The 12,919-nt window shown below is 72.3% G+C and carries 14 protein-coding genes; 6 read left to right on the top strand and 8 right to left on the bottom strand.

Going from position 1 to position 12,919, the window contains the following annotated elements; all coding sequences use genetic code 11:
- Nucleotides 1-4 precede the first annotated feature (4 nt).
- Both ACWCPI_RS15940 and ACWCPI_RS15935 read left to right on the top strand, forming a co-directional pair.
- Entirely contained in the window at nucleotides 5-1,042 is a 1,038-nt protein-coding gene (locus tag ACWCPI_RS15940; RefSeq protein WP_451038677.1) for an ABC transporter ATP-binding protein, read from the top strand.
- 33 nt (nucleotides 1,043-1,075) lie between these two features.
- On the top strand, nucleotides 1,076-1,894 hold the full coding sequence (locus ACWCPI_RS15935) for a DUF1707 SHOCT-like domain-containing protein (protein ID WP_451038676.1): 819 nt from the start codon (nucleotides 1,076-1,078) through the stop codon (nucleotides 1,892-1,894).
- Nucleotides 1,895-1,918: 24 nt separating this feature from the next.
- Here the strand turns inward: ACWCPI_RS15935 and ACWCPI_RS15930 are convergent, their stop codons facing one another.
- Nucleotides 1,919-3,256: an SGNH/GDSL hydrolase family protein gene (locus ACWCPI_RS15930; protein ID WP_451038675.1), complete on the bottom strand. Its 1,338-nt coding sequence runs from the start codon at nucleotides 3,254-3,256 to the stop codon at nucleotides 1,919-1,921.
- Between the two features lie 232 nt (nucleotides 3,257-3,488).
- Here ACWCPI_RS15930 and ACWCPI_RS15925 point away from each other — a divergent pair, with 232 nt between their 5' ends.
- Together ACWCPI_RS15925 and ACWCPI_RS15920 are read left to right on the top strand one after the other, a co-directional pair.
- On the top strand, nucleotides 3,489-4,856 hold the full coding sequence (locus ACWCPI_RS15925) for a DUF445 domain-containing protein (protein ID WP_451038674.1): 1,368 nt from the start codon (nucleotides 3,489-3,491) through the stop codon (nucleotides 4,854-4,856).
- Nucleotides 4,857-5,071: 215 nt separating this feature from the next.
- Nucleotides 5,072-6,628 carry an MFS transporter gene (locus ACWCPI_RS15920; RefSeq protein ID WP_451038673.1) on the top strand — a complete coding sequence of 519 codons (1,557 nt, stop codon included), beginning with the start codon at nucleotides 5,072-5,074 and terminating at the stop codon, nucleotides 6,626-6,628.
- A 43-nt stretch (nucleotides 6,629-6,671) separates the two neighbouring features.
- On the opposite strand, the gene ACWCPI_RS15915 is transcribed toward ACWCPI_RS15920, so the two are convergent.
- On the bottom strand, nucleotides 6,672-6,980 hold the full coding sequence (locus ACWCPI_RS15915; protein ID WP_451038672.1) for a hypothetical protein: 309 nt from the start codon (nucleotides 6,978-6,980) through the stop codon (nucleotides 6,672-6,674).
- Nucleotides 6,934-7,236, bottom strand: a complete 303-nt coding sequence (locus tag ACWCPI_RS15910; protein ID WP_451038671.1) for a hypothetical protein — start codon at nucleotides 7,234-7,236, stop codon at nucleotides 6,934-6,936. The genes ACWCPI_RS15915 and ACWCPI_RS15910 overlap by 47 nt, the downstream gene beginning before the upstream one ends.
- Nucleotides 7,237-7,389: 153 nt before the next feature.
- On the opposite strand from ACWCPI_RS15910, the gene ACWCPI_RS15905 reads away from it, so the two are divergent.
- Together ACWCPI_RS15905 and ACWCPI_RS15900 are read left to right on the top strand one after the other, a co-directional pair.
- Nucleotides 7,390-7,812, top strand: a complete 423-nt coding sequence (locus ACWCPI_RS15905) for an Hsp20/alpha crystallin family protein (RefSeq protein ID WP_451038670.1) — start codon at nucleotides 7,390-7,392, stop codon at nucleotides 7,810-7,812.
- Between the two features lie 94 nt (nucleotides 7,813-7,906).
- Entirely contained in the window at nucleotides 7,907-8,365 is a 459-nt protein-coding gene (locus tag ACWCPI_RS15900; RefSeq protein WP_451038669.1) for a DUF2267 domain-containing protein, read from the top strand.
- Between the two features lie 40 nt (nucleotides 8,366-8,405).
- Here the strand turns inward: ACWCPI_RS15900 and ACWCPI_RS15895 are convergent, their stop codons facing one another.
- From ACWCPI_RS15895 to ACWCPI_RS15875, 5 genes are all read right to left on the bottom strand, one after another.
- A complete protein-coding gene (locus ACWCPI_RS15895; RefSeq protein ID WP_451038668.1) occupies nucleotides 8,406-8,915 on the bottom strand; it encodes a hypothetical protein in 510 nt (169 codons plus the stop codon).
- 135 nt (nucleotides 8,916-9,050) lie between these two features.
- The gene (locus ACWCPI_RS15890) at nucleotides 9,051-9,908 is read right to left on the bottom strand and encodes an LLM class flavin-dependent oxidoreductase (protein ID WP_451038667.1); all 858 of its coding nucleotides are present in this window, start codon (nucleotides 9,906-9,908) and stop codon (nucleotides 9,051-9,053) included.
- A gap of 227 nt (nucleotides 9,909-10,135) precedes the next feature.
- Nucleotides 10,136-10,363, bottom strand: a complete 228-nt coding sequence (locus tag ACWCPI_RS15885; RefSeq protein ID WP_388800169.1) for a hypothetical protein — start codon at nucleotides 10,361-10,363, stop codon at nucleotides 10,136-10,138.
- A 265-nt stretch (nucleotides 10,364-10,628) separates the two neighbouring features.
- Nucleotides 10,629-11,666, bottom strand: a complete 1,038-nt coding sequence (locus ACWCPI_RS15880) for a DUF6585 family protein (RefSeq protein WP_451038666.1) — start codon at nucleotides 11,664-11,666, stop codon at nucleotides 10,629-10,631.
- Entirely contained in the window at nucleotides 11,663-12,742 is a 1,080-nt protein-coding gene (locus ACWCPI_RS15875) for a BTAD domain-containing putative transcriptional regulator (protein ID WP_451038665.1), read from the bottom strand. The genes ACWCPI_RS15880 and ACWCPI_RS15875 overlap by 4 nt, the downstream gene beginning before the upstream one ends.
- Nucleotides 12,743-12,919 lie beyond the last annotated feature (177 nt).

Below are 12,919 nucleotides of genomic sequence, written 5' to 3'. Positions count from 1 at the left end.
GTCGATGGACGCTGTCACGGAGCCTGGTGTGAACCCTGTCATGGACCCCTTCATCGAACTCGACCGTGTCGAGAAGGTCTTCGACGTACGCAGGAAGACCGGATTTCTCAAGCGGGAGCGGCGGCAGGTGCGGGCCGTCGACTCGATCTCCTTCACCGTGGCGCGCGGTGAGATGGTGGGCTACATCGGCCCGAACGGCGCCGGCAAGTCGACGACGATCAAGATGCTGACCGGCATCCTCACGCCGAGCGGTGGCCGGCTGCGGGTCGCCGGTATCGACCCGTCCCGGGAGCGGACCCGGCTCGCGCACCGCATCGGGGTGGTGTTCGGTCAGCGCACGACGCTGTGGTGGGACCTGCCGCTGATCGACTCGTACAAGCTGATGCACCGCATGTACCGCATCCCGGACGGCCGTTACCGCGAGAACCTCGACCGGCTGGTCGAACTCCTCGACCTGGGAGTCCTGTTGGACGTCCCGGTGCGTCAGCTCTCCCTCGGCCAGCGGATGCGCGGCGACATCGCGGCGGCGCTGCTGCACGATCCGGACGTGCTGTACCTGGACGAGCCGACGATCGGGCTGGACGTCATCTCCAAGGCGAAGGTGCGGGAGTTCTTGCGGGAGGTGAACACCGAGCGCGGTACGACCGTGCTGCTGACCACGCACGACCTGCAGGACATCGAGCAGCTGTGCTCACGTGTGATGGTGATCGACCGCGGGCGGCTGATGTACGACGGTCCGCTCGCGGGGCTGCACGAGGTGGGGGAGAGCGAGCGGGTCCTGGTGGTCGACCTTGAGCGCGAGCTGCCGCCGATCGAGGCGGCGCCGGCGCGGGTGGTGAAGGTGGAGGGGCCGCGGCAGTGGCTGGCCTTCCCGGCGTCCGGGTCGGCGGCGGAGCTGGTGGCGCGGGTCGCCGCCGCGTATCCGCTGGTGGACCTGTCGGTGCGGGAGCCGGACATCGAGACCGTGATCGCCAAGATGCTGCACACGGTGGGGGGCGCCCCCGAACCCCCGCCCGAGCAGGCCGAGCGGGCGATCTCGTAGCCCCGGTGCGGTGTTGCTCGTAGGCTGCTGTCCATGACCGACGACGCCCCGGAGCTCCGTGCCTCCGACGCAGATCGTGAACGAGTCGCCGAGGTCCTGCGGGACGCCCTCGCGGAGGGGCGTCTGGACATGGAGGAGTTCGAGGAGCGCCTGGACGCCACGTACCGGGCGCGTACGTACGGTGAGCTGGCGCCGATCACCCGGGATCTGCCGGTGGGCGAGGTGGCCGTGCCGAAGGTCGACATGGTCAAGAACGCCGAGGGTGCGGACGCGGGTTGGGCGGAGCGGATCGTCGGTGGTGAGGGGTCGTCGACGTGGGGTGTCGCGGTGCTGTCCGGCTTCCAGCGCAAGGGGCGGTGGACGGTGCCGAAGCGGTTCAACTGCTTCAGCTTCTGGGGCGGCGGGGAGATCGATCTGCGGGAGGCGAACTTCGCCGACCGGGAGATCGAGATCAACTGTGTCGCGATCATGGGCGGCATCCAGGTGATCGTGCCGCCCGGGGTCGAGGTCGTGGTGCGGGGGATCGGCGTCATGGGGGGCTTCGATCACCGTGAGGAAGGGGTGCCGGGGGATCCCGGTGCGCCCCGGGTGATCGTCACCGGGTTCGCCTTCTGGGGCGGCGTCGGGGTCGAGCGGAAGCTGACGCGGGCCGAGCGGCAGGAGCTCCGGGAGGAGCGGCGGCGGGAGAAGCTGGAGCGCAAGGCCGCCGCCCGGGAGCTGAAGGAGACGATCCGGGACGACGTCCACGAGGCGCACCTCCGCATGGTCGAGGAGCACCGCCGAATGGCCGAGGGGCACCACGACCGGATGGGGGAGATGCGAGGGCGGCGGCGGGAGCGGGACGAGGACTGAGCCGCCCGTCCCGCTCCGGGTGCGTCACAGCTCCGCCGGGGCCGCGCCCTTCAGGTCGCCCAGCTCGAAGGTCTGGGCCATGCGCTCGTAGCCCTTGTCGCTCGGGTGGAGGTGGTCGCCCGAGTCGTAGTCGGGGCGGAACCTGCGCGGGTTGTACGGGTCGCGGACCGCCGCGTCGAAGTCGACGACCGCGTCGAAGACCCGGCCGGCGCGGATCTCGGCGTTGATCTGCTGGCGCACGATCTCGCGGGCGTCGGTGTAGCCGCGGTGGCCCTGGAAGGGCATCAGGGTCGCGCCTATGACCTTGATGCCGCGGGCGTGGGCCTGGCGGACCAGGGTGCGCAGGCCGTCGAGGACGCGGTTGGGGTCGGCGAGGTTCGGGTTGCGCAGGATGTCGTTGACGCCCAGGTCGATGACGACGACCTTGACGTTCGTACGGGAGAGGACGTCGCGGTGGAAGCGGCCGAGGCCGGCCTCGTTGTTCGCGGGGCGGCCGGAGCCGCTGGCGAGGATCTGGTTGCCGCTGATGCCCTGGTTGACCACGCTGTAGCGCGGCACGTCCTGACCGGCCGCGACGGCCGCGCGCAGCCGGCGCGAGAGGACGTCCGTCCAGCGGCGGTTGGCGTTCGGGGTGGACGTGATGCCGTCGGTCAGCGAGTCGCCGAAGACCACGACGGTGCCGTCGGACTCGTTGCTGATGACGTCCAGCGCGGTCAGGTACCGCCAGGCGCCGACCTGCTCGGTGTACGCCACGCCGGTCGCGTCCTCGGCGAGGTCGCCTTCGGCGACGTAGCTGGTCTGGCGCGCGTGCGGGTGGTAGGTCACCGGGCCGGACGGGGTGGGGGAGTAGGTGGTGACCAGCACGTCGGCGTCGGCGGGGACCGCCAGGCGCACGGCGTCGCTGAGCACCTGCTGCCCGGGCGGGACGACGACCGTGGTGTTGCCGGCGAAGGTGAGCCTGCGCATGGTGTCGGCGACGGCTGCCGCGGTACCCGGTCCGGCGGCGACGGCGATCGTCGCGTGGGTGATCGTCAGCGCCGACTGGCCGTACAGATTGGACAGGGTGATCCGGACACTCGTACCGCCGACGCTGGTGTGCACGACGTTGCGCACCGAGCGGCCGGCCAGGCCCTCGACCTCGGTGCCGGGCTCCGCGCCGACCGGGGAGGCGGACCAGGCGCCGACCCAGATGCCGGTGGACGCGGGGGCGGCGCGGTTGCGCGGGCCGCCCTCCTTGGTGGTGGTGCTCTTGCCTGTGGTGCTGCCGTCGTCGGAGGCGACTCCGACATAGATGGCGGCCGAAACCGCGACGATCAGGGCGATGATCGCGGAAAGCAGGGCATAACCGTGACGCTTGGTCATGCGGTGCGTGTCTCCTCGGGAGGATGGGAGCCCGAGGCTCCGATGTGATCACCTCATGATGCGTCATAAGGCGGAGGGGAGTTGCACGGACCCCCCATTGGGCCGCCGGACTTCATCCGGAGTTCGCCATCGACCTCCCCCCACCGAACAGACGCCGGGAACTCTTGATTCGTTCCGGGAGTAGGTCAGGAAGGGACAATGTGTGCGGGGGATCACTGGACGGGTGGAGCGGATGGAACGTACGAATCCGGATGAAACGGGAACGCGTGGTGTAGAGCAGCATGCCCGGGCCGACGCCGCCGGTAACCGGCGCGTCCCCGCCTCGGCCGTACGTGCGATGACGACGTTCACCGCGGCCGACGAGGAGAAGCAGCGCGGGGTACGCCGGATGAAGATCACCGCGACCGGCATGCTGCTGTTCGTTGCGCTGGTCTACGTCCTCGCCAAGTGGGCGTCGAACGCGGGCGCCGGCGCCTGGGCCGGCTATGTCGCCGCGGCCGCCGAAGCCGGCATGGTGGGCGCGCTGGCGGACTGGTTCGCGGTCACGGCCCTGTTCCGCCACCCGCTGGGCATTCCCATCCCGCACACCGCGATCATCCCCAACAAGAAGGACCAGTTGGGCGTCTCCCTGGGCGAGTTCGTCGGGGAGAACTTCCTCTCCGAGGACGTCGTACGCCAGCGGCTGCGCGCCGTCGGCATCGGCAGCCGGCTCGGCGCCTGGCTGGCGGACCCGGAGCACGCGGACCGCGTGACGGCCGAGTTGGCGACGGCGCTGCGGGGTGCCCTGCGGGTCCTGCGTGACTCCGACGTCCAGGCGGTGGTCGGCGAGGCGATCACCCGTCGCGCCGACGCCCGCGAGATCGCGCCCGGCGTCGGCAAGATGCTGGAGGGCGTCGTCGCCGACGGCGCCCACAAACGGGCCGTCGACCTGATCGTGACGCGGGCGCACGACTGGCTGGTGCTGCACGGCGACGACGTGATGGACGCCGTGCAGGGCGGCGCCCCCGGCTGGACGCCGAAGTTCGTCGACAAGAAGGTCGGCGAGCGGGTCTACAAGGAACTGCTGCGCTTCTGCGCCGAGATGCGCGACATGCCCTCCCACCCGGCGCGCGGTGCTCTCGACCGGTTCCTCATCGACTTCGCCTCCGACCTGCAGTCCGACACGGACACCCGCGCGCGCGTGGAGCGCTGGAAGGGCGAGGTGCTGGCCCGCGGCGAGGTCCAGGACCTGATCGCCTCCGCCTGGACCGCCGTGCGCGCCATGATCGTGTCGGCCGCCGAGGACGAGCGCAGCGAACTGCGCCTGCGCGTGCGGGCCTCGCTGCTCTCCCTGGGTGCCCGCATGGCCGCGGAGCCCTCGATGCAGAACAAGGTGGACCGCTGGGTCGAGGACGCGGCGGTGCACGTCGTGACGACCTACCGCGCGGAGATCACCTCCCTGATCACCGACACCGTGGCGAGCTGGGACGCCGAGCACACGACGAAGAAGATCGAGGCGCACATCGGGCGCGACCTGCAGTTCATCCGGATCAACGGCACGGTGGTCGGTTCGCTGGCCGGACTGCTGATCTACACGGTGTCGCGGGCGTTGGGGGCGTAGAGCGGGGGGCGGGGAGGGGCGCGTCGTTCGGTGTGGAGCCGGGGGCGCGGAGGGGGCGCGTCGTACGTGGCGCGGGGCCCGCGGCGTTGGGGCCGGGGGCGTGGTGCGTGCGGCGCGGCGTGGCCGGGGCGCGTGGGCCGGGGCGGGGAGCCGAGGGATAGCACCGCCCACTCCGGGCACCCGAACCGGGTTTCCGCTCACCGAGGAGGGGGCCCATGACCACCGCGCAGGCCGAGACCGGCCGCACCCTGACCACCGACATCCCCGCCCGGCTGGACCGCCTCCCGTGGTCGCGCTGGCACTGGACGATCGTGATCGGTCTCGGCACCGTGTGGATCCTCGACGGCCTGGAGGTCACGGTCGTCGGCAACATCGCCCCGCGGCTCTCCGAACCCGGCAGCGGCCTGCCGATCACGTCGGGGCAGGTCACCGGTCTGGCCGCCGCGCTGTATGTGGCCGGCGCCTGCATCGGCGCCCTGTTCTGGGGCCGGCTGACCGACAGATGGGGCCGTAAGAAGCTCTTCATGATCACGTTGGCGGTCTACCTGGGAGCGACCGCCCTGACCGCCGTCTCCTTCGACACCTGGTGGTTCTTCCTGTTCCGGTTCCTGACCGGGTTCGGTATCGGTGGCGAGTACGCGGCGATCAACTCCGCGATCGACGAGCTGATCCCCGCGCAGTACCGCGGCCGCGTCGACCTGATGATCAACGGCAGCTTCTGGCTGGGAGCGGTCGGCGGCGCGCTGCTGTCGATCGTCGCGCTGGACACGGCGATCCTGCCCGCCGACGTCGGCTGGCGGCTGACGTTCGCGCTAGGCGCCGTCCTCGCCCTGGTCATCCTCGTGGTGCGGCGGCACGTCCCGGAGAGCCCGCGCTGGCTGCTGATCCATGGACGCGACGACGAGGCGGAACGGATCGTGTCCGCCATCGAGGAACGGGTGGAGGCCGAGCGGGGTGAACCGCTGCCGCGCCCCGAGGGTGAGATCACCATCCACCAGCGCCGCAGTGTGACGTTCCTGGAGATCGGCCGCACCGTCTTCGCCGAGTACCGCAAGCGGGCCACCCTCGGCTTCGCCCTCTTCATCGGCCAGGCGTTCCTCTACAACGCCATCACCTTCGGCTTCGGCGCGATCCTGACCCAGTTCTTCGACGTGCCCAGCGGCAACACCGGGTACTACTTCGCCGTCATCGCGGTCGGCAACTTCCTGGGCCCGCTGCTGCTCGGCAAGCTCTTCGACACGGTCGGGCGCCGGGTGATGATCTCCTCGACGTACCTGCTCTCCGGCCTGCTGCTGTTCGGCACGGCCTGGCTTTTCGACCGGGGTGCGCTGAGCGCGGCCACCATGACGGCCTGCTGGTGCGCGGTGCTGTTCTTCGCCTCGGCCGGTGCGTCCAGCGCCTACCTCACGGTGTCCGAGGTCTTCCCGATGGAGACCCGCGCGATGTCCATCGCCTTCTTCTACGCCCTCGGCACCGCCGCCGGCGGCATCAGCGGGCCGCTGCTCTTCGCCGACCTCACCGAGAGCGGCAAGGTCGGCGACACGGTCCTCGCGTTCCAGATCGGCGCGACCCTGATGTGCCTCGCGGGCCTGGTGGCGGCCTTCCTCGCGGTCCGTGCGGAACGCCGGTCGCTGGAGGACATCGCCCGCCCGCTCACGGCGGTCGCGAGGCCGGCTCACGCGGGGACCCGGACGGCGGGGGCCGCCGGAGGCGCCACCGGGACCACCGGCACCACCGGGGCTACGGGGGCGGCCGGAGCCACGGGGGCGTAGAGGCTGGAGCGAGCCGGAGCGGGCGGGAGCGGGCGGGAGTGGCTTACTCGGACGCCCGCCGTGCCCGGTCCCGGCGACGCAGCAGGAGCAACCCTCCGGCGAGGGCGGTGATGCCGGTGGTGGCGGTCCGGCCGACGATGTCGTCGGAGCCGGTCGCGGCGAGGTCACCGGAGGCGGAGGCGGACGTGGACAACGGCGGCGTGCCGAAGCCCAGTTGGTCGTAGCCACCGCTGTCGGCCAGGAAGTCTTCGCTGAGCGGCGCGAAGACGCGGGTCGGCAGCTCCTGGAACCGGCCCGGCCCGTCGTCAGCCGCGTCGGTCCGCCACCGCCCAGGACGCCAGGGCGACGGCACCGGCGACGCCGAACACGGCCGGCCAGGCGCCCACCTTCTTGGCCAGCGGATGCGAGCCGGCGAAGGCGGCGACGTAGGCGGCGGTCAGCGCGCCGGCGGCCCGCCCGCCCGCCTGCTGCCGCCACTGCTGGGCGGCCGCGGCCCCCGCGACGGCCAGTACGGCGCCGCCGAGCTGCCGCTTCCTGGTCCAGCGGGCCACGCCGTACCCGCCCACGAGTCCGGCCGCGGCGACCGCCGCGCTGGGGACCTTCGCCATGACTTCCTCCTGGAGTTCGGGGTACGAGGCTACCGCTCACGCTGCGCTTTCCCTCGAAGTTGAGCCTGGGGTTGTCAAGTTTTCGGCTCCGAGCTATATAAGAAGGCGTCGAGGGCATCGCAAGACAGAGGCTCAGGAAAGGAGTGACCTGTGATGCTCATGCGCACCGACCCCTTCCGCGAGTTCGACCGACTCGCGCAGCAGGTCTTCGGCGCACCCCGTCCGGCAGCCATGCCGATGGACGCCTACCGCGCCGGGGACGACTTCATCGTCCACTTCGACCTGCCCGGCATCGACCCCGAGACGATCGAACTCGACGTCGAACGCAACGTCCTGAACGTGCGCGCCGAGCGCCGCACCCCCGCTCCCGAAGGCGCGGAGCTGGTGGTGGCCGAGCGCCCCACGGGTTCCTTCACCCGGCAGCTGTTCCTCGGCGACACGCTCGACGCGGACCGGATCGACGCCTCGTACGACGCCGGCGTGCTGACCCTGCGCATCCCGGTGGCCGAGAAGGCCAAGCCGCGCCGCATCCAGATCACGGGAGGCCGTGACCGCAAGCAACTCGCCGGTGCCTGACCCGTTCCACCGCACGACGAGCGTCCCGCAGGCGGCTGCCCGGCCTGCGGGACGCCGCACGTCCCTGAGCGCAACCCGAGGAGGACCCCGCACGATGACCACGACGACGGTGCCGGCCACGACGAGCCAGGCGCACGCCCGTTCCGCGCCCCGGCCCCGATGGTCCCGGCTGATCGAGGACGTACGGCGGTCAGGGCGGTACCCGACCACGGAGCAGGCCGAGCGCGTCACCCGCACCGTCCTGTCGGCGCTCGGCGCCCTTGTGATCGGCGAGGAACGCGTCGAACTGGCCGGCGCCCTGCCGGAGGAGGCGGCCAGAGTGATCGCCTCTCAGATCCCGGCCACCCGTCCCGTCACCGCGGCGGAGTTCGTCGACTCGATCGCCGCCCACTCGGAGGGCGCCACGCCCCACACCGCCCGCTGGGACGCCGGCTCGGTCCTCGGCGTCCTGACGAACCTCGTCGGGGAGGACCTGTCGGACCGCGTCCTGCGGGAACTCCCGCCGGGATACGCCTCGTTCTTCGGCCGAGCTGAGCCGGCGCGGGCGCGCTGACCGCGGGCGGGGAGGCCCTGTCGGCCGACGCCCGCGCCGGTCAGGAACCGCCCCGCCGCGCCTGCCCCTTCCGTATCTCCGCCCGTGCCCGCAGTTCCGACACGTACCCCGCGCCGACCGCGCACCCCGCTCCGGCGAGCGCGAGGCCCAGCACACCCGGGTTGACGTACCCGGGCACGTCACCGGTGTCGTAACCGCCGCCGTCGCTGGTCTCGCACACGAAGCCGAGCGGGACGTACGAGACCCTGTGGTCGACGATCTCGATGCCCCGCTGCTGCCGCTCCAGCCACCCCTGGGTCCGGCAGGACCGGGCGGGGGACGAGTCCGTGCCGCCGTCCTCCGCCGTCATGACGGCGCCGGTGACGCCGAGCAACCCCCAGGCGTACAGGGCGCACGCGCCGGAGCCTGCCAGGGCCGCGAGTCCGCGGAGCACGCCGGAGGCGCCCGCCTGCCGTACGCGCGGGTCGGACAGTGCCCCGACGCCGTAACCGCAGAGACCGACCGCGACGATCACCAGGACCAGGACGAACAACAGGAGCAGCAGGAACACGTGGCCTCCAGGGCGGCACGGTGGCGCGGCGGCACGGACGGGCAGGCCGAGTCCAACAGGCCCCGGCCCGCCCGGCTGTGGCGGAGCCCACGCTTCCGGCAACAGCGGTGTCACAGGAGGTGCAGTCACCCGGCCTCAGAGCACGTCGGCCAGGCGGTCCACCTGGTCCGGGTCGAGGCCGTAGCAGTAGAGCATCACCTCGTCGGCGCCCAGATCGGCGTAGGCGGTGAGCGCGGCACGGATCTCCGCGGGGGTGGTGAGCAGTCCGGCGACCATGCGGTCGGCCATGCCGGTGAAGGCGTAGTAGTCGTGCATCCGGGTGCGGGCGTCGTCGAGCACGTCCCGCGGTCCGAGCGCGACGTTCACCTGGGCCACCAGTCGGGGCTCGCCCTCGCGGCCGTACTCCTTCCAGAAGCCGCGGACGGTGTCGAACAGCCCACCCGCCCAGGAGGGCGGCGCCGCCGCGAGGAAGCCGTCACCGAAGCGGGCGACACGTTCGAGCGCGACGGGCTTGAAACCCCCGAACAGCACCTGGGGGCCACCCGGCCGGGCGGGCGCCGGACCGATCGGGCCGACGCCGTCGCCGTACGGATCGCCCCACCACAGACGGCACAGCGCCGCCATCTGCTCGTCCAGGCGCCGGCCCCGCGTGCGCAGGTCGGTGCCCGTGGCCCGGTGGTCGTCCTCCCGGCCGCCGATGCCGACGCCCAGGACGAGGCGGCCGCCGGTCATCCGGTCCAGGGTGGCGGCCTGCTTGGCCAGCAGGGCGGTGTCCCGCAGCGGGGCCAGCAGCACCTCGGTCTGGACGCGGACGCGGGTGGTGGCGCCCGCGAGGACCGCCAGGGCGACCAGGGGCTCGGGGTTGTCGTAGACGAGCCGGTCGAGCAGACCGACTGAGCTGAAGGGACCGGCGTCGGCGCGCCGGGCCCAGGTGAGCAGGGTGGTGGGGTCGCCGATGGGCAGGCCGATGCCCACCTGTGTAACGACGTTCATGGAGGAGCCTCCGACATGAGGGGTCGACAAGGACAGCTGCCGCCCCTCCTGCACCTCGGCGAGCCTGTCGGCGAGGTGGGACGCTCCCGTTCTGCGGCGTGTTTCCGGGGGAACGTCTCTTCGAAGTCGGCTCACTGTAGGGCGAGTCGACCGCGGGGGACAAACGAATTCGTCCGGCCGAGCAGCCCCCCGCCTCGGCGGCGGAGGCCACCGGTCAGGGATGCGCGTCAGCGCCGGGAGGCGATGATCAGGAGCAACACCACGATCCCCAGGGCGATCAGGCACCCGGCGCCACCGCCGGAGGACCCCTTGCGGAACTCGACCACTCCGCCAGGGGCGACCCGCGGATGACGCCGGGCGTAATGGGTCTCCATCGCCTGCTCGCCCTGGGATTCGCTTCCCCAGGCGGTGCGGTGCCCGCACTCGCCGCACCGGTAGCGGTAGCTGTCTGCCATGCCGTTCTCCTTCTGTGCTCGGTGAGTTGTCCGTGGTCGCCGTTCGCGTCCGGTCGGAAGCCGGGGGCGTGTGGTCGGAGGCTGGGGCGTCCGGTCGGAAGCCGGGGGCGTCCGGTCGGAAGCCGGGGGCGTGTGGTCGAAGGCTGGGGCGTGCGGTCGGAAGTCGGGGGCGTGGTCGAAGGCTGGGGCGTGTGGTCGGAGGCTGAGTCGTCCGCTCGGAGGCTGAGGGCGGCCGGTGAAATCGCTGTGAAACGGGGGCAGTACGTCAGTCGTCGTCCCCCTGGCCGACAGCGGTCAGCTGCTCGACGAGCGCACGGAAGACACAGAGGTTCGGGATCCCGGACGCGACGCCCCGCCACACCTGCCACCGCCCGGCGGCACGGACGGCGACGGAACCGTCGAGGACCTCGATCCGCTCGATCTGCGCCCAGCCCAGCGACGTGCCCCGGGATCCGACCTCGTCCCGAGTGATCCACACGGGACCGAAGGTGAGCCGCGCCCCCCGCGCCAGCGCGGCCAGGGCGACCGGTACCCGGGCGTCGGTGACGGCCCGGCTGATCTCGGCGCACCACACCTTCGGGTGCTCGAAATCGCCAGGGCGCAGCACGACCGGCTCACCGTCGACGCCGATGACCACCTGGGCGCGGGTGATGCCCTGCCGGGACAGCGTTCGGCGTCGGCGTATCTCCGTGGTGGCGTAGCGGACGACATGGATCCGCCCGTCCACGGCGATCGTCAGCCCGTGCTCGTACAGGTCCAGGCGTGGCCTGGTCGGGCCGAGCCGCGCTCCGGTCGGGCTGAACCGTGCTCCGGCGGGGCCCAGTTGTCCACTGGCCAGGCTCGACAGTGCCCTGGCGGGGCTCGACAGTGCTCTGGTGAGGCCCAGCAGGGCTGCCGTCGGACCGGTCCGGGTGCCCGCCGGACCGGTCCGGGCCCCCGTCATACTCGTCTCTGCCCTGCCTCCTTGCCCCAGCCGTCGCCGTATGTCCGCGACGGCGGCCCACAGGCCCCGGGGTGCGGCGAACGGCCCCCGATAGGTCCCGCGTCGTCTGCCCAGCCCCGCCCGGCCCGCGGCCTCGGAGACCCTGGCCAGCAGCAACTGGTCGGCGCGGTCGTCGGTCCGGTCGTCGGTCCCGTTGTCGGTCCGATTGTCAGGGCGGTCGTCGGTCCGGTCGTGGGCCCGGCCGTCAGGGCGGTCGTCGGTCCGGTCGTGGGCCCGGCCGTCAGTGCGGTCGTCGGTCCGGTCGCCGACACGATCGGAGGCATGGTCACCGGCACGGCCCGGTTCTCCGTCACCGTTCACGCCGCACCCGCCCGCCCGCGACCGGTGGCCGTACCGTCCTCACCCAGGACCGACCACCGTGCCCGGCGCAGCAGCTCACCCGGGGCCACGCCCAGGTCGTCGGCGAGTCGGCCGGCGGTGCGATCGAAGACGGCCAGCGCCTCGGCCCGCCGGCCGGCGCGGTGCAGCGCGCTCATCAGCAGCGCGGCGACCGGCTCGTTCAGCGGCTGTCGCAGGGCCAGCGCGGACAGGTCGGAGACCGCCTCGGCGACCCGGCCGAGCCTCAACTGCCACTCCGCCTTCCGCTGTGCCAGGGCGACCCCGCGCTCGACGAGCCGCAGCCGCTCCAGCTCGGCCAGTGGTCCGGGCAGCCCTGCCAGCGGCTCCCCGCGGAACAACTCCAGCGCCCGGGTGCACAGCCGTACCGCCTCGGCCAGGTCACCGGCCCGCTCGGCGACTCCGGCGGCGCCGACGAGTTCCTCCAGGCACGTCACGTCCACCTCGACCACGCCGGGCACCAGCCGGTAGCCGTACCGGTCCCGCCGGATCACCGAGTCCGGGCACGCTCCGAGCCGCAGGCCCTTGCGCAGCCGGTACACATAGACCGGTACGACGTTCGCGCCGGGCGACTCCATCCCCCAGACGCCGTCCAGCAGTTCCTGCCGGCTGACCGACCGCTGCGGACTCAGCGCCAGCGCCGCCAGCACGGCCTGCTGCCGGAGGGGGCCGGTGTCCACGGGCCGCCCGGACAGCCACGCCCGCAACGGGCCGAGCAGGCAGACGCGCAGTCCGGCCTCGGGCGTGGAGCCGACGCGGCGAGGGGAGGCCGCCGACACGGCCGTACGTCTGCGCGGCCCCTGCCCCGGCACGACCAGACCGCAGTCGAAGGCGTGCACGATGGCGGCGGCCCGGTCGGGCAGCGCCAACTTCCCCAGGACGCGGTGCAGTCGCTGCGTCACCACATGCTCCGGCAGCGCGAGCGCTTCGGCGATCTCGGTGTCCTCCAGACCGCACCCGAGCGCGTAGAGGACCTCGCGCTCCTGGGCGGTGAGGACCGTGACGCTCGGGCGCGGCTGGCGTGCGGTCGTCGTCGGCATGGCGGCTCCCCGTGCTCCGGACCGGTCGGTGCGCTCGCTTCCGCCGACGCACTCGCTCCGGTCGATCCCGTCGATGCCATCGAAGGTGGCCCCGGTGGAGGAAACGTGCACAGGACATTGAGGCGGCCATATATGGCCGGTGACCGCGCTAGAGTCCCTCACCTGCGAAAAGTCCAT

The sequence above is a fragment of the Streptomyces sp. NPDC001920 genome, from assembly GCF_053594495.1.
The sequence above is the reverse complement of the archived record's forward strand: the minus strand, read 5'-3'. Positions and strand labels throughout refer to the sequence as shown.